The organism is Paenibacillus sp. NPDC057886, from assembly GCF_042796655.1.
Lineage (GTDB): Bacteria > Bacillota > Bacilli > Paenibacillales > Paenibacillaceae > Paenibacillus.
The window spans coordinates 733,329-757,807 of the sequence record NZ_JBHVMZ010000001.1; the positions used below are offsets into that span (position 1 = coordinate 733,329).

Sequence of the window (24,479 nt, forward strand, 5' to 3'; positions counted from 1 at the left end):
TAATTAATAATGTTACAATGGAGGTGCAGCCACTAACGCAGATGACGAAAGGAATGAATATAGATGAAACTTAGTGTACTTGAACATGGACATATTAATGAAGGACGGACGGTACAGGATACCCTTCAGGAGACCGTAACTCTTGCCAAACATGCAGACGAACGGGGCTTCTCCCGCTTCTGGATGTCGGAGCATCACGGCAGCGGGGCACTGTCATTTTCCAGTCCGGAAGTTATGATTGCACACGTTGCAGCACATACAGATCGAATTCGGGTAGGTTCAGGTGGCGTTATGCTACCTCATTACAGTGCATATAAAGTTGCCGAGAACTTCCGTTTGCTGGAAGCGCTACACCCCGGCCGAATCGACCTTGGAATTGGCAGAGCACCGGGAGGCATGCCGATTGCCAGCAGGGCTCTGAATGAAGGGAAGTCATCGAATGTTCAATTTTTCCCGCAGCAGATTGCCGATCTGGGCGGATATTTTCATGAACAGCTGCCGGAGGATCACCGTTTTGCTTCCCTAGTAGCCGGACCATCCGTACCAACTGTTCCGGAAGTATGGCTGCTCGGCTCCAGTTCCGAAGGTGCGCGAATCGCTGCGGCACAAGGGACCGCTTACGCATTTGCCCAATTTTTCGGAACGCCGGGTGGGGAGGAAGCGATGAAGCATTATCGCAGACATTTCAAGCCATCCATCCTGAATGACAAACCACATTCCATGATTGCGGTGTCGGCATTCTGTGCGGAGACCGAGGAAGCGGCAGCTGAACTGGCTCGCAGCAATGAGTTATTCTTCCTGCGGCTTGGCCGGGGTCTGGAGCAGAACTCATTCCCATCCCTGGAAACGGTGAACAGCTATCCATTTACGGCCATGGAGATGGAACAGATCCGTCAACGTCGTTCTTTTTCCATCGTGGGTACACCGGATCAGGTAAAGGACAAAATTACGGCAATGGCTGAACGCTATGAAGCGGATGAAGTTATTATTGCATCAGCGATTCACTCATTCGAGGATCGTTTGCGTTCATTCAGCCTGATAGCAGAAGCCTTTGGTTTAAAGCAGGATTAATGGATACTGAACGGGAATTAGTATTCTGAAATGGCTGGAGCCTTGCCAATCAAGGTTCCGGTTATACTCTTGCGTGATCAGGGAGAGGAGAGATTCACATTCGCAGATGTGTCATTAGTGATATTCATGGCTGTTACGACGAATTCAATGCTCTGCTTGAGCAGGCAGAATACGATCCGGAGCAGGACAAGCTGATTTTGTTAGGTGATTATGTCGACCGCGGACCGAAGAGCAAAGAGGTCGTGGAACAGATTATGCAGATGCACGAACAGTACAACATTATTGCGATCAAAGGAAATCATGATGCGATGATGGTCAAGGCGCTGAACCATGATGTCGAGGAATATGACAAACACTGGATTCGTAATGGAGGTTTACAGACACTGGCCAGCTATGTCGAGGTTTCTTTGGATGATGAGCAGTTGGACTGGGATGTTTATACTGAAGCCAAACAGTGGCTCCGTACACACTATGAGCATCATCTTCGTTTCTTGGAACAGCTCCCCCTTGTATACGAAATTCCTGGTTATATCTTTGTACATGCCGGGATTAATCCAGATGTGGAGGATTGGCGGACCCAATCAGAGCGTGACTTCATTTGGATTCGGGAGCCGTTCTATTCAAGGCCAACCTCGCTTAAGGAGACCGTGGTATTCGGTCATACTCCCGTCAAAAATTTGCATAATGAGCCAGGTATCTGGTTTGATCCGAGTGGGGACAAGATTGGCATTGATGGCGGATGTGCTTATGGTGCTCGATTGAACTTGCTAGAGATCAGCGAAGACGGAAATGTACAGACTCTTTTTGTGAAAAGGGGAGAGACCCGTCAGGGTCCCGAGGTTTAATCCACGCGGCGAATTTCAAATAAATCATTGGGTGTGATATCGAAGTATACACAGAGTTTCACAATGAGGGATGCAGAAATCTTTTTCTTATCCATATTGGTGTTATGCAACAGTTCCATAATGGTTGTTCTACGATGTCCAATTTCTTCTGACAATTTAAGGACAGACATGTTGTTGTGCTTTTTCAAGATCTCATCGAGTTTGCAGTGTAGTGTGACTTTATCGAAATCCATAGTGATCCTCCAGCAAGATTATTTAAAAGTTTTAGTTGGAAATGGTTGCACTTTCAAAGTGCAGATGATATATTTGGAATATGAGTTGCACTATGATAGTGCAGGTTGTCTTCTTGAAACTAGAAATTCAATTTCAGACTCCTAAAGTGGAGGGGATTGATGGATGAGAGACGTTACACCTATGGTAAATCAACAGGCTGTAATACATATTGTTAGGAAGAAGCCGGTTTGGACTGAGTTGGCAGCTATACCTGATGGCATTCATTTCTATCATATTACAGATTCATTGGGAAGAAAATGGAGAACAATTGGTCAGCATATTACAGATGCTATTGAAGTTTTTGGTTTTGGATATCGTGATCCTTGGACAACCATTTTGGAGCAGGCTCCGTATGATTCCGAATTGAGTGTAGAAGAGCTTCTTCGAAAATTGTGTGTCACTATGTACGACGAAGAGTTAATCTGTGATATGCATATCATATTAAATACTCTGGAACGACGCAATGAGTTGTCCAGCGGATTTTGGATATAAATCAACATAGCATATTTCAATTGTTGTATGAGTTGAAGGCAGAGTATTTGGTGCAAGACTCAATGTCAGAGGTTACCTTTAAACAAAAGTATAAATTAAATCCTATTGAAGCTCTGACCTTTTATTTTCTGGAGATTGTGGATTGGTATACATACCGACAATGGATCGAAGCTGGGGGAACGGCAGATTTATGCATTCGTTTACGGAATGTTAATCCATATATAACCCTAACTGAAGCTATCGAAAGGGCTGAACAGAATTTATGCTCACTGTGAGCATAGAGGCGAGACCCTGACATGAATTTGTAATTAATTCGCTGTAAAGGGATTGGAATTAAGCCTTATTAACGCTATAATCAGTAAGGGTATGATTGAAATATTACATTCTATTCATCTAAATCAGAATTGACGGAGGGCTATTAATATGGAAAAAGCATTAATCTTCGGTCACAAAAATCCCGATACGGATACGATCTGCTCGGCCATTGCCTATGCAGACTTGAAAACAAAATTGGGTCAGGACGTTGAAGCTGTTCGTCTCGGCGAAGTCAACGGCGAAACTCAATTTGCACTGGACCAATTCAAAGTGGCAGCGCCACGTCTGATCAAAACAGCAGCCAATGAAGTGAACAAGGTCATCCTGGTTGACCACAACGAGCGTCAGCAAAGTGTCAGCGATATTGAGGAAGTGACTGTTGTTGAAGTTATCGACCATCACCGGATCGCGAACTTTGAGACAAGCCAGCCTCTGTATTTCCGTGCAGAACCTGTAGGTTGTACCGCAACCATTTTGAATAAATTGTACAAAGAAAACGGCGTGGAAATCAGCGCACCGATTGCTGGTCTGATGCTGTCCGCGATTATTTCCGACTCCCTGTTGTTCAAATCGCCAACATGTACAGAGCAGGATGTAGCAGCAGCACGTGAACTGGCTGCCATTGCTGGTGTGGATGCAGATAGCTATGGTCTGGATATGCTGAAAGCGGGCGCGGATCTGAGCCAGAAAACGATTGCTGAACTGATTTCCCTGGATGCGAAAGAATTCGCAATGGGCCAAGCAAAAGTGGAGATTGCACAAGTCAACGCGGTTGACGTGAATGATGTGCTTGTGAAGCAACCTGAGCTTGAAGCAGCGATTGAAGCGATTATTTCCAGCAAAGGTCTGGATCTCTTCGTATTTGTCGTAACCGACATCCTGAACAACGATTCCGTTGCATTGGCTTATGGTGCTTCCACCAAGGCTGTAGAAAAAGCGTACAATGTAACATTGTCGGATAGCAGAGCGCTGCTCAAAGGCGTAGTATCCCGCAAATCGCAAATTGTTCCAGTTCTGACCGAAGCGTTCAACTCGTTGTAAGAGGCACAAAATTGACGTATAACCATTACGTCCACATTTACGCTGAATATTCAGTTACAACATCCAAGCCTGCTCTTGATCTGTCATAGGTCAGGACAGGCTTTTGTTGTAGAGGAGGATGTACCATGATTAAAAATGAAAAGATTAAAGCGACTGAAGTCCAACTGACCGGCCTAAACGGTGAGGATCTGGGCATCATGTCCACTCGTGACGCGCTTGCACTTGCGAAGCAGCACAAGGTGGATCTGATCTGTATGTCTCTAATGACCAGCCCGCCGCCATGCAAACTGATTGGTGCTGGAGCAGCGAGACAGGAAAAGCAGCAAGAGAAGAAGAAAGCTGCGAAATCACCGGATAAACGTAAAGTAAAGGAGATTCGACTGAACCTGCAGATGGAAGACCACGACCGGGAGACCAAGCAATCTCAGGCAGAGCGTATCCTGACAAAGGGTGACTCGGTGAAGCTCGTCATCCAGGTGCATGGAGCCAAGGAAGGAACAGCAGGCAAGGAATGGGCAGAACAGCTGTGCAAATCTCTGGCTGAGTATGGCAGTAAAACGACGGGTATTCAGGTGAGCGGCAAGCAGGTCGTTGTACAGTTGGACCCTATTGGATAATAACGATGAACGAAATCAACTAAATAACATGGAACTGTGGGGCAATCCCGTCGTTAGTGGACTGGCTGTCCCAAGTGCACCAAAAAACCCCGTAGAGCAACAGTTGACCTGCTGCTCTACGGGGTTTTCAGCATGAAATATCGTTACAGCACTTCAACTCCTAATGATAAGTACTCTTCAAGCTGTTTAGGTTTGCAAGTAACGGCTGCCGCCAATGCGTACATACAACTGTCCAGGCAAGACGGGGGTAGACGACGCTGTCTGTGAATTCACTTTATTGTTCTTGGCATAGCGGGATAGATATAGAAAGTCCGGATAAATAACTGTATCCATTAAATAGGCTGACACTGTACTTCCGGGAATGCGGTTTTGATTCAATGAACGAATGATTTCTTCCCCGCTTGCAATCCCGATTCCATGACCATAATATAGGTCTTCACGCAGCATAATGGTATTCTCTCCCTGCCATTCTGGTGTTTCAGGAGAAACATCCGGATTTTTGAAGTACAATACATCTCCAGGAAGCGCAGAGTCGCTGCCGTTCTTCTCCGTTAATCGCAGATCGCTGTCATAGTGCCAGTCGTAGAGCAGCAGGTTGAGAAACAGTGAATTGAAATCATCTTCCCGAATGCTGCCCAATACTCCGCCATACAGGACAATCACTGTCGCTGTTGCACATTCAAAGGCATACAAATGACCATTCTTCCAAATATCCCGGATTCCCTCCGCAGGCGTAACCTCAGCCCTTAGCTCAAAGCCACCTTCAGCATTTCGGTTCCAATATGCCGGGTTACATCTGGATTTCTCGAATGAGGCAAAGCTGACCCCGCTTCGATCAAGCGCTTCCGCTGCATCAACCAGAGACTCGCGCAGCGTCCATTCAAAGTGAAGATGATCCATGGATTGATATGTGTATATTGTTGGACTGTTTTGTAGTTGCTGTAACCAGTGCCATGCAAAAGCAGACCAATCTGAACGCACCAGCTCAATCGGTTGATTCGCAACAATGATCATAATTATAACCTCCAGTATCATTGGGATGTTCAGCCTTGTACAAACGGGTATGCACGCGTATTCTGTAGTATATGACGCCACCTATGCGGTTTTGTATGTCTACCAGGTACAGACAGCATGAACACACGATAAGAATGTCGATTGTTGCCTGGAATTTTGTTGATCTCGTTTATAAATCGTTACTTTTGGGGTACTACTCTTATAGATGAAGTTATGTTCAGGTCGATCTGTTCATACGGAATATATTCAGTTCCCAATAAAGGAGGATATGTGGTGTCGAATCCAATTGCGGAGAATCGCTCTCTGTTCGAGCAGTTATACACACATGCACCGATCGGCATTGCTGTTGCTTCGCATGTGAACGGACGTTGGCTACAGCTTAATCCGGCATTTTGCGAGATGATGGGATGCAGTGAAAATGAATTGATTGACTCCCCGATTATACATATGATTTATGAGGAAGACCTAGAAATGGAGGAGTTTAGATCCAAGTTCTGGGATATGACTAATGGATTAAGCCTGATGTATGAAACCGAGTTACGGCTTAAGCGTAAGGATCATTCTCTTCTGTGGGCGACGGTACGAGCCTGCATCGTCAGGGATGAAGCGAGCGGTGAGCCGCTTTATTTGCTTGTGCAGGCAGCGGATATTTCAAAGCAGAAGGACGCGGAGAGTCGAATGATTGTACAGCGTAAGCAGTTGGAGGAGAGCAGTCGAATCTCAAGATTGCTGGCCGAATCCTCGCTTGACCTGATTGCCATACACCAGGCCGATCCGGAGCGGACGTTCAAGTACGTATCTCCAGCCAGCCAAAGCATGTTGGGATTTGATCCAGAAGAAGTCGTTGGTCAATCTGGCCTGTTCTGCATTCACCCCAACGATGTGCCTCTGGTCGAAGCTTATGTGGCTGGTCAAATTCAGGGCCTTGCTCCTGATCGAATGAGCTATCGGCTCCTGCATAAAGATGGTTCTGTTGTATGGGCAGATACCATCACTCATTATCTATATGACAAACAGGGAAATCTGCAGGAAATGATCGCGGTGACCCGTGATATTACAGCAAGCAAGCAGCAGCAATTAAGTCTTCAGGAATACCAATCATTGTTTGACAGTAACCCACTCGGAGTTGCTTCATTGGATTTGCACGGAAACTTGCTGAAGGCCAACGCAGGTCAGGAGCAATTGACAGGCCACACCAAGGAGGAACTTCTTAGTTTATCCTTTGATCATCTCATTGACCCGGTGGACCTGGATAAGACGAGGCATCACTTTGAAGAGACCGTAAAAGGAACTGCACAGAGCTATGAAGTGGGGTTGATTCACAAAGACGGACAGCGTATTGAAACGAGAGTGATTAATGTTCCGATTTTGCTCGAGGATCGCGTTGTAGGCGTCTATGGAATAACCAGTGATATTACGGAGTCCAAAAGGTATGTAGAGGAAATTGAAAATCTCAGTTATGAAAGGGCATTGATTCTCAATGCCATGTCTGAGGGAGTCATTGGCCTGGATCAGAATGGAAACCTCATATTTGCCAACCCAATTGCAACGGAGATGATGGATTTCTGCCCGTCTCAAATGAATGGCAAGCCGCTTGAAGAGATTATGTTACAAATGCAAAGCGAGGGTATCCCTTATCCGTCCAATGGCACTCCGATTCTTCAAGCTGTACGTGAAGGGCGAAGCCTGCCGCGATCTGAGTCTGTATTTTGGAAGCAGGATGGCTCCAGCTTCCTGGCGGAGTTCCAACTGAAACCGATTATGGAGCAGGGGGACAATCGTGGGGCTGTACTGGTTTTCCGCGATATGACATCGGTGAAAGACATCATTCGTGCCAAGGAAGTGGCCGAACATGCGGACCGGGCTAAGTCCGAATTCTTGGCGATTATGAGTCATGAGCTTCGTACACCTCTGAATGGAATCATGGGCATGGCTCATCTGTTAAAAGAAACAGAGTTGGATGAGGAGCAGAACGGATTCGCCGATATTATCATCGACAGTGGTGAATCACTGCTGCATATTCTGAATGAGATCTTGGATTTCAGCAAGATTGAAGCAGGCAAAATGGATCTCGAACGCCAGCCAGTTGATATAAAATCCGTTCTTGGCGGGGTTATGGAACTATTTGCGCTTAGAGCTTCCGAAAAAAATATTGAACTATACTGCGAAATGTCAGATCAGATTCCCGAACGCGTAAGAGGCGATGAAACACGGATTCGTCAGATTCTAATAAATCTGGTAGGCAATGCCGTCAAATTCACGGAGAAGGGAAGCATTCAGGTTCATGTGAACGTTAAGCCAGCGGAATTTTACGATGAGAATCATCTTATCTTGTTAGTTTCGGTCAAAGATACGGGGATTGGCATTCCGTTCAACAAGCAGCATCAACTGTTCCAGTCCTTCTCACAGCTCGATCCGGCTATCAATCGCAAATATGGAGGTACAGGTCTGGGACTGGCCATCAGCAAGAAGCTGGTGGAATTGATGGGCGGCGCCATTGGTGTACAGAGTGAGACAGGGGAGGGAGCGGATTTTCAATTCACCCTGTTACTTGAACGTTGGCAAGATGAGTCCACGGATCGGATTGAAGAGGTGGCTGATCACGACCTGAAGCTGGATCGAACAAGTCTGGCAGCGGGGATCAAAATTCTTATAGCTGAGGATCAGTCATTGAACAGTCATTTGCTGGAGGAAATGCTTCGTAAGCTCGGCGGTGTATGTGATATCGTGGAGAACGGTGCAGAAGCGGTGAAAGCATTGGAAAGGGAAACATACGACCTGCTCTTTATGGACATCCAAATGCCTGTTATGGATGGGATTGAAGCGACCTGCAGAATTAGGCAAAATCACCCTGAAATTCCGGTCATTGCAGCCATCACGGCATTTGCAGGAGCGAACGACCGTGAAGCCTGTCTGAAATGCGGCATGCAGGACTTCATCAGCAAACCGTTCAGCTCTACGGAAATAAGTCGTGTGCTACACACATGGGTTCCGTATATTCGGTCCCAGCACGAGCGCTGATGGGCGTTTGCACTGTGAATAGAGGGATAAGAAAATAACCTGCCCCTAATTGAGGGAGCAGGTTATTTTGCATACCGTCGGTATAACCCTGACAGATGTCAGGACCATCCTCCAATTAACCCTGAAAGGGTTACGCACTCGTCATCTTCCAGTTCTGCAATTAAGGTAAGTTCTTCGTTGTCATTGGGGTCCACCGAGAATAATTCACGGCGTCCGTCTTCGTGGACAATAATGACCAACTTATTACCGCTTTTTGTATCAAACTGGTACTTCACTCCGATACCAGGCAATGGGCATTCCCGGATATTCATGAAACCTGTCACCTCTTTAGCTTTTCCGTAGTTAAGTTAACCGTTCACACAGTACGGATGTATTCTACTATCCATAACACCGTTTGGCAAGTCGGAAATGAAATAGTAGTCATCTCATCCAAGCTTCTTGAGCTGTGGTTAGTTATACATTTCGACTCTGTCGGGTTCGTCTGCGACGGACCATAAACCAGATAAGTAATGCAATGATCAGCACCAAGGCAATGCCCCCCGTAATAATGATGTTCCGAATATTCGGGACCTGTACGGTCAAATCCAGTTTATTCGTATTCAGTGGGGAGACGTGCCAAATTAGGGTTTTTCCATGATCTTCGACCAGATCAGCATTGGAATCCTGCGCCTTGATCGGCAGCGTCAGCTTGAAATCAAAGTTGACATCTTTCAGCAGCAAGTTTTTGAGAAATCCGGGGACCTTGCTAATTTGGTCTTTGACCTCTCCATCGGGTATAGTCTGCAGCAGGTCTGCTTCCGCAGCAATATGCAATTTGGAAGTGAAAAAGCCGGGTGTAGTGGATTGCTCCACCTGGATTCCATCAGGCAGATCCGACGTACTGAAGGTAGAGACGGTATTACTTTTCTCATAATGGGTCGTCGCTTTGAGTTGTGTCCGATCTCCCTGGTCCGAAACTTCGGCCTGGAAATTATTCTGCTTCAACGTATTTGCGAGCGTTGTCATGAGATTGTCTTGTCCCATCAATCCCAGGGCTGAGTCGGTTACGCTGAGATTCAGATCCAGATCGGATGAACCGTCCATATTAACCGTGACATGAGCTTCACCATCAGCGCAGGCGGATAGTATAAACAGCATAAGAGTTAGTAAAAAAGCGAGTAATAGCTGACGATAATAGGGTGTGCGAGTCGACATTCAGTTCAAACCTTTCTGCGTATAATCCAATTCCAATTCATAGAAGTATAGTATACACCGTAAGTATGGCGGATGAAACTTTGTTCACTACAAGAGCAAGGTGAATCGTACGCTATGATATGATATATCTATAGAAAAAGAGGAATGTTGAATAATCGAATATCCATTAAATCAGCGTGATTAGGACATAACGGTTGAAATTACAATGAAAAAGGACACAATATGTTGAGTGGAGATGAAGATTTCGTATTTTTGTCAATGTTCAGTCAATTCAAAATGGGTTTAACCGTGTAAACTGATAGTAGTGTGAAGAAATACGGAGCAGGGGGGTTACATTCATGACATATATCATTATTATGGCTATCATTATGGTTGTGGGAATGGTCGGAATGGGCTGGTTCTACAAGATTATGGACAACGATCAGCACTAGAGTGTATTGAAAAAAACGTGAAAAGACAAGCCTATAAGCTGGCTTCGCAATGGATGCGAGGCGGGCTTATTTGTATATAATGCCAAATTGTCTAAAAATAGTATGAAATCATGTCGGATTTAAGTGGTATGCTTGTACATGGAAATGTTTTACACTTATAATTGTAAGCGTTTACATTAAAATTTACGGGAGGCTAACATTATGGGCTTGAAGATGAAGAAAAGATCAGGCAAGAAAGCATGGATGCTGCTGGTCATGTCATTACTGATTGCGGCCGTTCCAATTACAGCCAGCGCAGCATCGGATTCCACAGCGTATGCCAAACTTAATTTCAGCAACAATAAGTATTATATATTCAACAATAGTTGGGGTAGTTCTAGTGTCAGTGGCTGGTCCCAGTCCGTGTATGTGAACAGTAATACAGATCTGGGTTACGTTTGGAACTGGCCAACGACTGCGGGTGGAGTGAAAGCTTATCCTTCTCTTGTCAGCGGCTGGCACTGGACAGAGGGCTACACGCCAGGCAGTGGGCTGCCAACACGATTGTCTGCGAACAAAAGTATCAATACCGGCGTAAGTTATTCTAAGGCGTCCAACACCAATGGGGAATATAATAATGCGTATGATATCTGGCTGCATGACATCGGCAATGCGACCTGGTCGAGTACACCTACCGAGGAGATTATGATCTGGAACGAATGGACTTCCGGTGTTGGGCCTATTGGTTCCAAAGTATTCTCGGATGTGTCCATTGGTGGACAAACCTATGATCTGTATCGCGGCGAGATTACCGACAACGGAGTACATCAATGGTGGGTATACTCGTTCCTGAAAAAGTCAAAATCCCCTAATAACTTTAGCATCAACGTCAAAAACTTCACCGATTACCTCATCTCCAAAAGTTACTTTACCAACAGCAAATATGTTAGCAGTGTTGAATATGGAACCGAAATTACGAAAGGCAGCGGCCAGATCAATTACTCTAACTGGTATGTGAACGTTCAGTAACGGCTCTGTTTATCACGCCTATTCTTGATTTAATGAGATGCTGCTCGGAGGAAAACCCATTTCCTGCTGATGCAGCATCTTTTACTTGTGTATTGTACCTAACATTCATGCGTAACATATGTAACGAGTGATGTAGCTCCATTTGACCGATGGACAAATATTTTTCGTAAAGTTGGGATTTTTAGGCTACTCTTTTGTATAATAGGGTTTAGTTCAACTCGGGGAATCCCGAAATATGCCTAACAGGAAAGGGTGTACATAAATGAAATTTAGTGAGTATACGTATACACGTCCCGATCTGGAACAAATCAAAACGTCATTCCGTGAGCTTCTGAGTGGTTTTGAAGCCGCGACTACGGTTGAAGAGCAGAGTGGATATATGGACAAGATTAACGCTTTGCGCAGTGACTTTGAGACTCAGGCACAATTGGTCTATATCCGTCATTCCATTGATACCAATGATACATTTTACAAAGCAGAAAATGAATTTTTGGATGAAAGTTCTCCGATTATTCAAGAATACATCACCGATTATTATCGGGCATTGGTAAACTCCAAATTTCGTGCTGAACTGGAACAAAAATGGGGGTCACAGCTGTTCCAGCTGGCGGATCTGTCCCTGAAAACATTCAGCCCTGAAATTATCGAGGACCTTCAGAAAGAGAACAAACTTTCCACGGAATACAACCAGCTGATTGCTTCGGCCAAAATTCCGTTTGAAGGTGAAGAACGCACATTGCCACAGCTGCATCCTTTTGAGTTGTCCACGGATCGTTCTATGCGGGAACGCGCATCGGAAGCCAGATACACGTTCATGGCTGAACATGAGGCCGAATTTGATCGCATTTACGACGAATTGGTGAAAGTGCGTACACAGATCGCCAAGAAGCTGGGATATCCAACGTATGTGGAACTTGGTTATGACCGAATGAACCGTACGGATTACAACGCGGAGATGGTGTCCAACTTCAGAGCGCAAGTCCGTGATTATATCGTGCCTGTCGCGACGAAGCTTAGAGAGCGTCAGCGCAGCCGGATTGATGTGGATACCCTCTATTATTACGATCAGGGCTTCAGCTTTAAGACGGGGAACCCGACACCTAAAGGGGATGCCGACTGGATCATTGATAATGGTAAGAAAATGTACGCTGAATTGTCACCGGAAACGGATACGTTTTTCCAGATGATGACAGATAATGAATTGATGGATTTGGTGAGTAAAAAAGGCAAGCAGGGCGGGGGCTATTGTACCTTCCTGAATGATTACAAAGTGCCGTTTATTTTCTCCAACTTTAACGGTACATCTGGTGATATCGACGTATTGACACACGAAGCGGGTCACGCGTTCCAGGTATATGAGAGCCGTCACTTCGAAGTGCCTGAGTACAACTGGCCGACGTATGAATCCGCAGAGATCCATTCCATGAGCATGGAATTCTTCACATGGCCGTGGATGGAATTGTTCTTCAAGGAAGATACGGACAAATACAAATTTGATCACCTGTCTTCCGGACTGCTCTTCATTCCTTACGGCGTAGCAGTCGATGAATTCCAGCATTTTGTCTATGCAAATCCGGATGCAACACCAGCGGAGCGTAAGCAGGCATGGCGCAATATTGAGAAGACTTATCTTCCGCACATCAATTACAAGGATAACGCCTATCTGGAACAAGGCGGATTCTGGCATAAGCAGGGTCATATCTTCTCGTCGCCGTTCTATTACATCGACTACACACTGGCACAAATCTGTGCGTTCCAGTTCTGGAAACGCAGCAACCAGGATATGAAGTCCGCGTGGGCTGACTATCTGACATTGTGTAAAGCCGGAGGAAGCCTGTCCTTCACAGGATTGGTAGAACTGGCAGGTTTGAATTCTCCATTTGAGGACGGCTGCGTATCCTCCGTCATCGGCGATATCGAAGCCTGGTTGGACGCAGTAGACGATAAAGCGCTGTAAGCCAGAAATAAAAATAAAGGTCGAAGAGGTGAAAGGGAACGAGGAATAAACCTGACGTTATAGTATTCTGAGGCAGGGCGGATTTGAATGTATTCATTCACCTACCCTATACAAAGAATGCGAGGTTATACCATGTTGGTTTTACTGGATCAACCGACCCAAAGGAAACAATTGGCATCCTTCATCTCGGGAACGAACGGACATGTGGTCATGGGTGGAGTGTTTGCTGGACTTCAATGTGGACGCGTCTATGCAGACCAGCTTCATGCTCCGAAAAGTGCACTGATCTGGGCAAAAAACGAAATGTTTTATCTGATCGGAAGATCGGAGAATGAACAGTTCAACAGTCTTGTCAGAGAGGTACTTGTTCAGGAGCTATTGCCTGAAGCGTTAAGTGCTGGCGAAGACATGCTGAATCTTGAGGTTTACCCCGAGCCAGGCTCAGACTGGTCTCCAGTCTTGGATCACATGTTCAATGGGCGTTTGCGAGAAGGATTGCGAGTTCCTTTTCAATTCAATCTTGCAAAGTATGAAAAGTGGCTGGAACGCAGTTCCAGCTCCTTGTTCGTTCCTCCAGGATATGAGCTTCAAGTGATCGATCGAGCTGTAACGGCAGAGGACAAAAGCCGTATTATTGAGCATGAGATTTTGAAATTCTGGCATTCGGTGGAGGACTTCTTCCGATACGGAGCAGGCACATGTACGGTATTTGAGGGGCAGGTTGTAGGTACGTGTATCTCAGTGTTTGTCAGTGGCACTCACCATGAAACAGGTATCAATACCTACGATCCGATACACCGAGGCAAGGGTCTCGCTACGGCCATGGCAAGCTCTTATGTGCAATTCGTTCTGGAACGGAATTGTGTTCCACATTGGACGACAGAGGATTTCCGTCATGATTCCATTGCGATAGCGGGTAAACTTGGTTTTGAACAAGGCAGATCTTATCCCGTCTATTACATGCCGATTCAGGAGCTTCTGGATTGTGAATAATGTTGTAAAAGGGAAGAAGCACGAGGCTGTACTGAAAGCCGATCTCTTTTTGGTTCCAGTCCCTTATCCCGACGTTAAGGAATCGATGGCGCCTTATAGCGGGAAATAGCGCGGAATGATAAGGCTAACGAACTCCAGACACGTTATTCCGCTGGAATTCTGCCGAACAATAGGCGAAGTGGGCAAATAGAGTGTCTGAGATTCGTTAAATCGCCGGAGTTATGAAGATTGACCGAATAAAGCGTGCCGGGTTCGTTAAAAAGTTCTCAACACTCTGAAGATTTGTAGGGGTTGTCCCAAAAGTCATGAAAATGACCAGGGATAGCCCCTTTTTTCCCAATTCGAGTTGTGAATCCTGTGAAACCGAGATCAACTTGTCTTTTCAATTCACGCACAGATGAGCCAGTTGCTGAAGAGGAGTCACAATCGTTGGGTAAATCCGTCCCAATGAAACATTTATCAACTTGGTTGTGATTTATTTCACTATATCTGAAAACGGATTCAGTTACAATAAAGACAGTAAATCAGGGGTAACAGGAGGCTGGTTCAGATGGCAACACACGCTTATTATGTTCCGCCCGTGAACTTGATGGGCAGAGGGTGTTTACACGAAGCAGGCAAGATGATTGAGAAAATGGGTATTCGCAAAGCGCTTGTCGTAAGTGATCGTCGATTGATTTCTTCCGGCGTTGCTGAACAAGTGCTGTCTATACTAAGAAAATCAGGGTTAGACTATGTGGTATATGATGAGGTTCAGCCCAATCCAACCTGTCAGAATGTACATGACGGACTTCAGGTATTTCAGGATCATGGCTGTGACGCCATTATATCGATAGGCGGAGGTTCACCTCAGGATGCTGCCAAAGGTATTGGCATTGTAGCAACCAACGGTGGACACATCCGTGAGTATGAAGGTTTGCATCAATCAAAACACAAGTCCGTGCCGCTTGTTGCGATTAACACAACAGCGGGCACGTCGAGTGAGGTGACCATGAACTACGTGATTACAGATGAGGAACGTAAGGTGAAAATGGTGATGGTGGATCGAAACAGTCTTGTTGACCTGTCGGTGAATGACCCGGAGCTGATGCTGAGTAAGCCAGCCAGTCTTACTGCGGCCACAGGCATGGATGCATTGACCCATGCGGTGGAAGCCATGGTGACGCCTGGTGGGTTCACGGTGACGAGTGCTACAGCGGCTGCTGCCGTGGAGCTGATCTTTGAATATTTGCCAAGAGCCGTCAGGGACGGGAGTGATCTGGAAGCAAGAGAGCATATGACGTATGCGTGTTTTCTTGGCGGGATTGCTTTTAACAATGCAGGCTTGGGTTATGTTCATGCTATGGCCCATCAACTTGGTGGAGTCTATGATCTGCCGCATGGGGTATGTAACGCGATGTTGCTCCCCTATGTGGAAGAATTGAATGCCAAACATGTGCCAGGTAAATTCCGTCATATAGCCAAAGCAATCGGTATGGATGTGAAGGGCAAACGGGATGAGGAGTGCTCGGAGTACGTGATCGAAGCCATTCGTCAACTTTCCAAGGAGGTTGGTATTCCTGAGAAGCTGTCTGAATTAGGTGTGAAAGACCCTGATGTTGAGTTGCTGGCAGATAACGCGATGAAAGATGCCTGTGCACCCGGAAATCCGTATCAACCTTCCAGGGATGAAGTTATGGAGCTGTTCCGCAAAATCATATAGAGTATCATATAGGGTTAAGTACAAAGAGAGCCGGAATATATGCCAGAATATATTCCGGCTTTTTTGTGTTGTGCGAACTTCTTAGCCTTATAAATACGGATACATTTCCTTCATTGGATAAATTAGTTTTTATCCCGTAGAAGTCATTATTTTTTGTTTGACAGAGGGGGTGCTTTAATTCATAATCAATCCATACTAAACACATAAGATAAATAGGAAGGGGAGAGTCAGACATGTCACAGTTTAAATTATCAGCCAGAAAGTCATTATGGGTAGGCGCGCTAGCCGTTCTATTGTTGGTAATCGTCAGCGGTTGCTCCGGATCGAACAATGATTCCGCTCCCAATGTAGCAGCACAGCCAGGTACGAGTCAAGGTACCGATGAGAATTCCAAAACGGACGAGACTGCAACGGGAGGGACTTTTGTATATGGTCGGCCGGCTTCCGTAACCTCGTTTGATTTGCATAATCAGATTACGTCAAACAATGCTTTTGCCATTGATAAAGTATTTGAATCTCTGGTTGCTTTTGATAGCAAGGGAGAAATTGTGGATTGGCTTGCCAAGTCGCATAACATCAGTGATGACGGCTTGACGTATACGTTTGTGCTGCGTGATGGCTTGAAGTTCTCCAACGGCACAGATGTTACGGCGGAAGATGCCGTATTCTCGCTGGAGCGGCATTTGAAGGTAGGTGGCCCGTTGGCCATATCCGCAAAGGTGGATACGATTAAAGCCAAGGATAGCCACACACTGGTGATTACACTTAAAGAGCCGTATACCCCGTTTATTTCTGAGTTATCCAACTTCTCTAACGGTATTATTCCGAACAATTTTGGAGGAGTTACCGAGGAAGAATTCTTCAAGAAACCGGTAGGTACTGGACCGTTTGTGGTTGAGCAGTGGGACCCTGCAGGCGATGTAACCTTTACGAAGAACACTCACTACTGGCAAGAAGGAAAACCATCGGTTGATAAGCTTGTTTACAAGCTGATAGAAGACGACAGCCAAGCAATTAACCAATTGAAAGCAGGAGAAGTGGATGCGATTGAGTCGCTAGCCCTGCAAAATGCTGATGAAATCAAGAATGGTGCAGATACAACGGTTGTGACCAACGGCAGCTGGGTAACAGAGCAATTGTTCTTTAATACGCTGGATAAGCATTTTTCCGATGTGCATGTTCGTCGTGCCTTGGCTCTGGCACTTGATCGTGACGGTCTGACTAAGGCGCTTACCTTTGGTTATGCACAGACTGCTAATTCATTGCTGCCTACAACGATTCCTTACAATTCGAATGATACACTCAAGGCGCTGAATTTTGATGTGAATGCAGCCAAAGCGGAACTGGCCAAATCGGCCTTCCCTGATGGATTCACTACAAAACTGCTTGTAGCTTCAGGCAACAGCACCAGAGCACAAGAAGCACAAATCATTCAGGCAGCGGGTAAACAAATTGGCATTAACATCGAGATTGAGTCAATTGAATTGGCCACCTTCCGTGAACGATTCTTTGCTTATGATTTCGCAGCAATGCTGAACAGTGGGCAAGCCGATTCTCCAGAAGCGAACTCAATTATTGCGTTCCAGACCGATCCTGAAGGTTTCAGCAAATCATACTGGACGCATTACACCAATGATGAAGTAACCAAACTTCTGTATAAAGGGCAACAAACACCGGACGGCGATGGCCGTGCCGAAATATACTCCAAACTGCTTCAAACGCTTGCCGATGAAGTTCCATACATTCCGCTTTATTATCCGGATATTCTGATTGGTGTTCGTTCTTCAGTAGATGGCATTGTTGTTTTGCCTAACGGCAGTGTGCGTTTTGAAGACGTTCGTATTCAGAAATGAAGAAGTTTTGGTTGATCAGTACTGTGGGAAGAGCATCGGCAGTGATCCTTTGTGTGATGACAGCAGTCTTTTTTCTCATCCGAATGGTGCCAGGCGATCCAGCCAAAATGATTCTCGGCGAGTACAGCACCCCCGAGGCCGTTGAGAGCATGCACCATGCTCTCGGGTTGGATCTCCCGCTGGGGGACCAATTCATACGGTTTGTGAAGACACTGTTTACTCAGGGGGATACCGGGAACTCCATTATTAACGGAACCTCCACTAGAGAGTTGATTGCTGATCGTGCACCTGTTACCTTGCTGCTCATTGGTATGGCAAGTGCATTGGCAATTGTCATTGCACTCGTGCTTGCTACGCTGGCCGCTACACACAAGGATAAGCTGCTGGATCATTTGATACGTATTTTTCCTACGGTAACGCTAGGTATGCCAATCTTCTGGGTTGGCATCCTTTTGATTCTGCTGCTGAGTGTTCATCTTCACTGGTTTCCCGTTGGTGGAGTCGGCGAAGGGTGGTGGGGCACCTTATACAGTTTGACGCTTCCCGCCATTACCGTAGCTTTTTCACAGATTCCGACATTGGTTCGTTCATTGAGAGCCCAGATGCTTGAAGTGCTGGAATCTGATTTTGTAGTTACATTGAAGGCTGCGAGATTACCGAGCCGGGTCATTCTATTCAAACATGTCCTGCGCAATGCGGCGCTTCCGACGCTGATCCTTCTTGGTGTTAATATTTCTTATCTCATTGGCGGCACATTGGTCGTTGAACAGGTATTTGGTATCAAGGGAATTGGCAGTCTTCTGTTTAGTTCCATTTCCAAACGGGATTTCCCGGTCATTCAAGGCATAGCCCTTTACTGTGCTGTATCTGTCGTGATCATCAGTCTCCTGATTGAGCTTCTTTCCAGGTGGCTTGATCCCAGAACGAAAGGAAAACCATGAAAACGATACGAACAGAACCTCAGTTATATGAAGACAGCCAAAACACAAGTCTCATGAATCGCATATTGAAAACTCCTTCCCTGCTTGTGGGGAGTGTGATGTTTGCGGTGCTGATCATCTTGGCTGTGATGATACCGTGGATTAGTCCTTATGACCCTTCTGAGCAAAATTTGAGTGCTTTTTTGCAGCCTCCGTCTGCTGAACATTGGTTGGGCACAGACCAACTGGGACGTGATTTGTTCACTAGATTGATTTATGCGGCGCGAACCGATTTGAGCATTATGGTGCTAGCGGAAATTGTACCTTTTTGCATGGGCGTATTTCTAGGGATGCTTGCAGGGTATTACGGAAAATGGATAGATAAGGTCATATCGTTAGTTACCGATACCTTTATCGCTTTCCCTTTTTATCTAATCGTCATTATCGTGGCTTTTGCCAGCGGAGCAGGTGAGCGGGGGATTTATATTACGTTTATGCTCGTTGGCTGGATTGTATTTGCCCGTGTGGTCAGGGGGCTGAGTGCATCCTACCGCAAGCAGGAATGGATCGCATCTGCACAGACGTTGGGCTTGCCGGGAATACGGATTATCCTTCGCCATCTCCTGCCCAATGTACTGCCTCAGGCGATCGTTGTCCTAATGACGGATATGGTGGGGCTGCTAGTCGCTATTGTTACGCTTGGATACCTGGGCATTGGCATCGCACCACCGACCCCGGATTGGGGTACGATGATCTCGGATGGACAATCTTTTATCACGACAGCCTGGTGGCTCTCGGCAGTTCCGGGATTCGCAGTAGTTTACACGGGGATTGCTTTGTCGCTTGTCGGTGATGGATTGGCCGATGTATGGAGGAAAAAATAATGTCCACAGATCCAATTCTTGAAGTTAAGGCATTGTCTCTGTCAACCAAGTCAAATCAAAAATTAGTTCAAGATGTACATTTCTCCCTCGGCAGAGGGGAGAGCCTGGGATTAGTAGGTGAATCCGGTTCCGGGAAATCACTTACACTTCGTTCGATTCTGGGACTGTTGCCAAGCGGTGTGGAGCAGACGGGCGGAACCATTCGGAGTGACGTGAACAGCGCAATGGTATTTCAAGACCCGAGAGGTGCGCTCGATCCGCTCTGTCCCGTTGTTAAACAGCTGGCAGAGGTTGTATATTACAGGCAAAAGTTAAGCAGGAAGGCCTCAAGGGTGGCAGCGCTGGAATTACTTGAACTGTTGGGTCTTCCCGACTCGTTGAAGCGTGAGGATCGATACCCTAGCCAGCTGTCAGGTGGGCAGTGTCAGCGGGTGGTCATTGCACTGGCCCTGGCGTGCAAGCCAGGCATTCTGCTCTGTGATGAGCCAACAACAGCACTGGACGTTACTGTGCAGCGTCAGATTATGGAGACGATCCAACGTTTGCAGCGTGAACTGGGCTTCGCCATGGTCTTTGTAACCCATAATCTGGCGATTGCAGCGACGCTGTGCTCGAAACTGTGTGTGATGAAGCAGGGGCGGATTGTGGAGCATGGGGATTCGCTTGCCCTTTTGCAAAACCCGCAAGATCCTTACACCCAGATGCTTATTAACTCGGTGCTTCCTTTACCGAAGCTTGAAGGGAGCGAATAACGATGGAACTCTCTTTGCAAGTCCAGAATGTGACGGTTCAATATGGTGACTTTACTGCGCTGGACAATATTAACCTAAATCTCCTTAGGCATACTACGCTCGGTCTTGTTGGTGAGTCCGGTTCAGGCAAATCTACCCTTGCGCGAGTCATTGCCGGGTTAATCACGCCAGATGAGGGACAGATTTTGATGGGAGATCAGCAATTAAAGAAAAAGAGAAGCCGTGAGCAGTATAAAAACATACAGATGATCTTCCAAAATCCGGATGCTTCACTGAATCCCAAACATTCCATTCGGCAGATTCTTGCTGAAGCGCTGTTGTTTCATCGCATTGTAGACCGTTCACAGGTGGAGAAAAGATCGAGAGAGCTCCTTGCCCGTGTTCAGTTGGAAAGCAGGGCACTGGACAAGTATCCGCATGAATTTTCCGGCGGTCAGCGCCAACGTATCGCCATTGCACGTGCATTAAGCGTAGAGCCGAGTCTGCTGATTGCGGATGAGCCGACGAGTGCATTGGATGTTTCTGTGCAGCGGAGTGTGCTCGATCTGTTCAATTCACTTAAGAGAGAGCTTAACCTTACGCTTCTGTTCATTTCCCACGATCTGGGGGTTATACATGCCATTAGTGATACGGTAGCAGTCATGCGGCAGGGACAGCTTGTGGAGATTAGCCCCAAAGATCAATTCTTCACACGACCTGAGACGGCATACAGCCGAGAGCTGCTGTCCGCAGTTCCAAAAATGCCGAAAACAAGTTCTTTAGGAGGTTTATATGAGCCAACAATATAAAGGAAACATACCACTTACCCTGTCGGAATACGATACACTTACACAATTGCTCTCCAGGCTTTTGTCTACAAAGTATACTCCGGTGATCATCCCGGGAGAGGCCATCTTGGGTATAGAGGCCGTGGCAGCTGGAATATCTGCACCGGGTCGTACGATTGTCAATGTCGTAACAGGGCCTTATGGCAGTTTGTTTGGTCAGTGGCTTGAACGCGGAGGGGCAACGGTTATTGAAGTCAAAGTTCCTTTTGATGAAGTTGTACCTGTGGAGAAGGTAGCTGCTGCGATTGAAAAGTATAAACCGTCTGCACTATCCTTTGTACAAGCAGAGGTGGTTACGGGCGGGTCGAATCCCGCAGAAGAAATTATAAAGATTGCGCGTGCCCATAACCTGATTACGGTGAGCGACTCTGTATCAGCAATTGGGGGAGAGCCTCTACTGGTAGATGAATGGGGCGTTGATTTTGTAGCTGTGGGTGCACAAAAAGCTCTGGCCGGGCCTAACGGCATCAGCGCAGTAAGCATTTCGCCGCGTGGATGGGAATTCCTCGAATCCAATGCGCATGCACCGCGCAACTCCATCCTGTCTTTGCTTGATCTGAAACCACCCGGCGAAGGGGCTGTACCCGTAAGGGTTCCTCCCAACATTCCAACGCTGGAAGCCAGAGCACTGATTTTGGCTTTGACAGCCATTGAGTCCGAAGGATTGGAGCAGGTGATTAAGCGTCATGAGCAGGCTGCGTTATCTGCTATAGCGGGAATTCAGGCCCTGGGTCTGGAGCCTTGGCAAAAAGACAATAGAACATATTCGACACTCACGACGACGGTTCGAATTGCAGGGGAGGAGAAGCTGCATATCGATCAGCCGATCGGCATCGTTGCTCCGGGGGATGGAGAACTTTTTGGTCAGCTTCTGCGAATTAATCATTTTGGAGTTAATGCGTCCTTGGCAGGTGTAGAGGAAGCTGTTGCGACCATTGCGGCATTATTGAATGAGGACCATGAGCAAGCAGTCCAGGCTGTCCGACTCGTTTGGGGAGAATGAATATGACCCAAGTGAAATCGGAGGTACAAAGCTTTAAACACATTTTTATAGCAGGTATTGAAGGCAAACGGTTCGATATCTCGATCCAGGATGGCCGGTTTGCATCTATTACAGAATCCGTGCCGCAGAATGATAACTCATCGCTTCCGGGTACAGATTTATGGATAAGTCCCGGAGTTATTGATCTTCATACGCATCTGGCCTGGACAGACTTTGACCATGCGGATCAATTGAAACGTGACAGCCACGAGGTTGAAGCGATGCAGGCGCAAGCTTTTGCAGCCACCCTCCGGACAGGAGTAACTACGGCTCGTGATGCAGGTGGAATGCTGCCAAGCACCGCTCGGCATCTTGCTCAGCACTACCAACACCCCTTAAGGGTTGAAACCAGCAGTGAAATGCTGGGAGCGGCAGATGCCCGCGGTGTGAAGCATCTAGAACAACGCTTGAACGGAATTTTTGAAACAGGCGCGGGATGGGTTAAAATCATGGCGACAGGTGGGCTGGGAGCCCCTACGGAGCAAGTGCTCGATCCTGTATTTTCAGAGGAAGAGTTCGCGTTCATCGTTCGCCATGCCCATGCTCACCATAAAAAGGTGTTGGTTCATACCTGGGGTGGCGTGACGATAGACTGGTCTATCCAGGCCGGGGTGGAATCTGTAGAGCATGGCATGTTCTTATCGGAGGATCAGGCTGGCAGACTTGCGCAGTCCCGAACAGCCTTTGTGCCGACCACATCGATATATCGGATTGCCGCAGATCCGAAAGGCGTGCTGGCGTTGCCTACTGTTATCAGTGATCGTGCAGCGCGCGCTGCTGAAGCTCATTCTACAGCGATCGGATATGCCAAAAGAGCAGGAGTCCGTTTCGGTTTCGGTACCGATTACGCCACACCTTCACTGCATGGCTATAATCTGCAAGAGCTGGATACGCTGATCGATTATGGCTTGACTCGGGCGGAGGCGTGGCAATCTGCGACCACCCATGCGGCTGAGATTCTGGGAAGTGCCAACGAATTGGGACAGATTGCAGAAGGCTATATTGCGGACGCCATTATTTTCAATGCCGATCCGTATCAAACGAAAAATGCAGATCAGCTGCGGGAGAGCATTGTGTCCGTAATTATTGGGGCGCAGAAACCATAACTTGGTTTCTGCGTTTTTTTCTTTTGCAAGAAAATCATTATTGGCCAGTCTATGGCACTTTGGACATCTTCACAAATAAGCTGGCATGCGCAATAATGTAGGTCGAGCGATACGACATATCACATATACATCAGGAGGCAATATGAAACTCGGCAATCACGATTTGAATACATACATCAAGCAATATGAAATCTATTTAAGTGTAGAACGAAACCTGTCCCAAAAATCGATAAAAGCTTATCTGTCTGACCTCAACAGACTCGTTGAATGGTTTAAAGATAATCAAATATATGATGTAAACAGAGATAATTTAAGAAAGTATCTAGAACAATTAACAAGTGAGCAAACGCTTAAAGACTCTACAATTAAAAGAAAATACATATGCTTTAAAGCATTTTTTAATTATTTGGTACAGGAAGGGGATATTGCTGAATCCCCTATTTTTGGTTTCGGAAGAAATTTCAAAACAGCAAAACGTATTCCGAAGACTCTCTCTGTGAATGAGGTTGAAAGGTTGTTAAACGCTCCACAAGAACATATGAAGCAATTACGTACAGATTTTAGGAGACGAATTAACCTGCGCAATGATGCTATTATTGAGTTGCTTTACGTGATCGGAATTCGTATCGGCGAATTAGTGAGTATCGATATTGAACATATAGATCTGGAGGAAAAAACGGTATTGATCTTTGGGAAAGGTCGTAAAGAGCGTTTATTGTATATTTCCAGTAATGAGGTGATCCTCAAGATTAAAGCCTGGTTGCATGAACGTGAGCATTTCGATACCAATTCCAATGCTCTGTTTATCAACAAATATGGCGATCGACTTTCGATTTATTCCATAGAAGATATTTACTCGAAATACAGGGACTTATCTAAAGTCAGTAAAAAATCAACACCTCACTATCTCAGGCACAGTTTCGCCACGCATCTTCTCAACAATGGTGCTGATTTGCGTTCAGTCCAAGAAATACTAGGGCATACGAACGTAAGCACTACGCAAATTTATACAGAAGTGTCAGTTGAACGCAAAAAAGATGTGCTCTCGCGGTTTAATCCGAGAAATAACTTAAAAGTGTAAAATAAGACCTCCAAATAACTATAAATTATTTGGAGGTTTT

22 protein-coding genes are annotated in these 24,479 nt (G+C 46.3%); 18 read left to right on the top strand and 4 right to left on the bottom strand.

The window, feature by feature from the left end; genetic code table 11:
• Positions 1-63: 63 nt before the first annotated feature.
• Together ACFVQB_RS03430 and ACFVQB_RS03435 are read left to right on the top strand one after the other, a co-directional pair.
• Positions 64-1,071: an LLM class flavin-dependent oxidoreductase gene (locus tag ACFVQB_RS03430; protein WP_379435015.1), complete on the top strand. Its 1,008-nt coding sequence runs from the start codon at positions 64-66 to the stop codon at positions 1,069-1,071.
• A 113-nt stretch (positions 1,072-1,184) separates the two neighbouring features.
• Positions 1,185-1,916, top strand: coding sequence for a metallophosphoesterase family protein (locus tag ACFVQB_RS03435; RefSeq protein ID WP_379436275.1), 732 nt, complete (start codon positions 1,185-1,187; stop codon positions 1,914-1,916).
• Here ACFVQB_RS03435 and ACFVQB_RS03440 read toward each other — a convergent pair.
• Positions 1,913-2,149, bottom strand: a complete 237-nt coding sequence (locus ACFVQB_RS03440; protein WP_053779901.1) for a helix-turn-helix domain-containing protein — start codon at positions 2,147-2,149, stop codon at positions 1,913-1,915. The genes ACFVQB_RS03435 and ACFVQB_RS03440 overlap by 4 nt on opposite strands.
• Positions 2,150-2,312: 163 nt before the next feature.
• Between ACFVQB_RS03440 and ACFVQB_RS03445 the strand changes: the two genes are divergently transcribed.
• From ACFVQB_RS03445 to infC, 3 genes are all read left to right on the top strand, one after another.
• Positions 2,313-2,681 carry a hypothetical protein gene (locus ACFVQB_RS03445; protein ID WP_379435016.1) on the top strand — a complete coding sequence of 123 codons (369 nt, stop codon included), beginning with the start codon at positions 2,313-2,315 and terminating at the stop codon, positions 2,679-2,681.
• Positions 2,682-3,104: 423 nt separating this feature from the next.
• The gene (locus tag ACFVQB_RS03450; RefSeq protein WP_090896715.1) at positions 3,105-4,037 is read left to right on the top strand and encodes a manganese-dependent inorganic pyrophosphatase; all 933 of its coding nucleotides are present in this window, start codon (positions 3,105-3,107) and stop codon (positions 4,035-4,037) included.
• 125 nt (positions 4,038-4,162) lie between these two features.
• Positions 4,163-4,654: a translation initiation factor IF-3 gene (gene infC, locus ACFVQB_RS03455; protein WP_379435017.1), complete on the top strand. Its 492-nt coding sequence runs from the start codon at positions 4,163-4,165 to the stop codon at positions 4,652-4,654.
• Between the two features lie 186 nt (positions 4,655-4,840).
• On the opposite strand, the gene ACFVQB_RS03460 is transcribed toward infC, so the two are convergent.
• Complete coding sequence (locus tag ACFVQB_RS03460) at positions 4,841-5,668, bottom strand: protein-glutamine gamma-glutamyltransferase (protein WP_379435018.1); 828 nt, start codon at positions 5,666-5,668, stop codon at positions 4,841-4,843.
• A 273-nt stretch (positions 5,669-5,941) separates the two neighbouring features.
• Between ACFVQB_RS03460 and ACFVQB_RS03465 the strand changes: the two genes are divergently transcribed.
• Positions 5,942-8,689 (top strand): PAS domain-containing hybrid sensor histidine kinase/response regulator, encoded by a 2,748-nt coding sequence (locus tag ACFVQB_RS03465; RefSeq protein ID WP_379435019.1) that lies wholly within the window; start codon positions 5,942-5,944, stop codon positions 8,687-8,689.
• Between the two features lie 98 nt (positions 8,690-8,787).
• Here ACFVQB_RS03465 and ACFVQB_RS03470 read toward each other — a convergent pair whose 3' ends face one another.
• Entirely contained in the window at positions 8,788-9,000 is a 213-nt protein-coding gene (locus tag ACFVQB_RS03470; RefSeq protein ID WP_053779896.1) for a cation:proton antiporter regulatory subunit, read from the bottom strand.
• Positions 9,001-9,142: 142 nt separating this feature from the next.
• A complete protein-coding gene (locus tag ACFVQB_RS03475) occupies positions 9,143-9,883 on the bottom strand; it encodes a hypothetical protein (RefSeq protein WP_379435020.1) in 741 nt (246 codons plus the stop codon).
• Positions 9,884-10,515: 632 nt separating this feature from the next.
• Here ACFVQB_RS03475 and ACFVQB_RS03480 point away from each other — a divergent pair.
• From ACFVQB_RS03480 to ACFVQB_RS03535, 12 genes are all read left to right on the top strand, one after another.
• Complete coding sequence (locus ACFVQB_RS03480) at positions 10,516-11,322, top strand: glycoside hydrolase family 12 protein (protein ID WP_256222011.1); 807 nt, start codon at positions 10,516-10,518, stop codon at positions 11,320-11,322.
• Positions 11,323-11,584: 262 nt separating this feature from the next.
• Positions 11,585-13,279 (top strand): M3 family oligoendopeptidase, encoded by a 1,695-nt coding sequence (locus ACFVQB_RS03485; RefSeq protein ID WP_379435021.1) that lies wholly within the window; start codon positions 11,585-11,587, stop codon positions 13,277-13,279.
• A 132-nt stretch (positions 13,280-13,411) separates the two neighbouring features.
• A complete protein-coding gene (locus ACFVQB_RS03490; RefSeq protein ID WP_379435022.1) occupies positions 13,412-14,272 on the top strand; it encodes a GNAT family N-acetyltransferase in 861 nt (286 codons plus the stop codon).
• 550 nt (positions 14,273-14,822) lie between these two features.
• Positions 14,823-15,974, top strand: a complete 1,152-nt coding sequence (locus tag ACFVQB_RS03495) for an iron-containing alcohol dehydrogenase (protein WP_379435023.1) — start codon at positions 14,823-14,825, stop codon at positions 15,972-15,974.
• Positions 15,975-16,207: 233 nt separating this feature from the next.
• A complete protein-coding gene (locus tag ACFVQB_RS03500; protein ID WP_379435024.1) occupies positions 16,208-17,827 on the top strand; it encodes an ABC transporter substrate-binding protein in 1,620 nt (539 codons plus the stop codon).
• 11 nt (positions 17,828-17,838) lie between these two features.
• Positions 17,839-18,768, top strand: coding sequence for an ABC transporter permease (locus ACFVQB_RS03505; RefSeq protein ID WP_379435025.1), 930 nt, complete (start codon positions 17,839-17,841; stop codon positions 18,766-18,768).
• Positions 18,765-19,631 (top strand): ABC transporter permease, encoded by an 867-nt coding sequence (locus ACFVQB_RS03510; protein WP_379435026.1) that lies wholly within the window; start codon positions 18,765-18,767, stop codon positions 19,629-19,631. The genes ACFVQB_RS03505 and ACFVQB_RS03510 overlap by 4 nt, the downstream gene beginning before the upstream one ends.
• A complete protein-coding gene (locus tag ACFVQB_RS03515; RefSeq protein ID WP_379435027.1) occupies positions 19,631-20,383 on the top strand; it encodes an ABC transporter ATP-binding protein in 753 nt (250 codons plus the stop codon). Before ACFVQB_RS03510 ends, ACFVQB_RS03515 begins: the two co-directional genes overlap by 1 nt.
• 2 nt (positions 20,384-20,385) lie before the next feature.
• Positions 20,386-21,171 (top strand): ABC transporter ATP-binding protein, encoded by a 786-nt coding sequence (locus ACFVQB_RS03520; protein ID WP_379435028.1) that lies wholly within the window; start codon positions 20,386-20,388, stop codon positions 21,169-21,171.
• Positions 21,155-22,213 (top strand): pyridoxal-phosphate-dependent aminotransferase family protein, encoded by a 1,059-nt coding sequence (locus ACFVQB_RS03525; RefSeq protein WP_379435029.1) that lies wholly within the window; start codon positions 21,155-21,157, stop codon positions 22,211-22,213. The genes ACFVQB_RS03520 and ACFVQB_RS03525 overlap by 17 nt, the downstream gene beginning before the upstream one ends.
• Before the next feature lie 2 nt (positions 22,214-22,215).
• Positions 22,216-23,358, top strand: coding sequence for an amidohydrolase family protein (locus ACFVQB_RS03530; protein ID WP_379435030.1), 1,143 nt, complete (start codon positions 22,216-22,218; stop codon positions 23,356-23,358).
• A gap of 142 nt (positions 23,359-23,500) precedes the next feature.
• Positions 23,501-24,439: a tyrosine-type recombinase/integrase gene (locus ACFVQB_RS03535; RefSeq protein ID WP_379435031.1), complete on the top strand. Its 939-nt coding sequence runs from the start codon at positions 23,501-23,503 to the stop codon at positions 24,437-24,439.
• Positions 24,440-24,479: the final 40 nt, after the last annotated feature.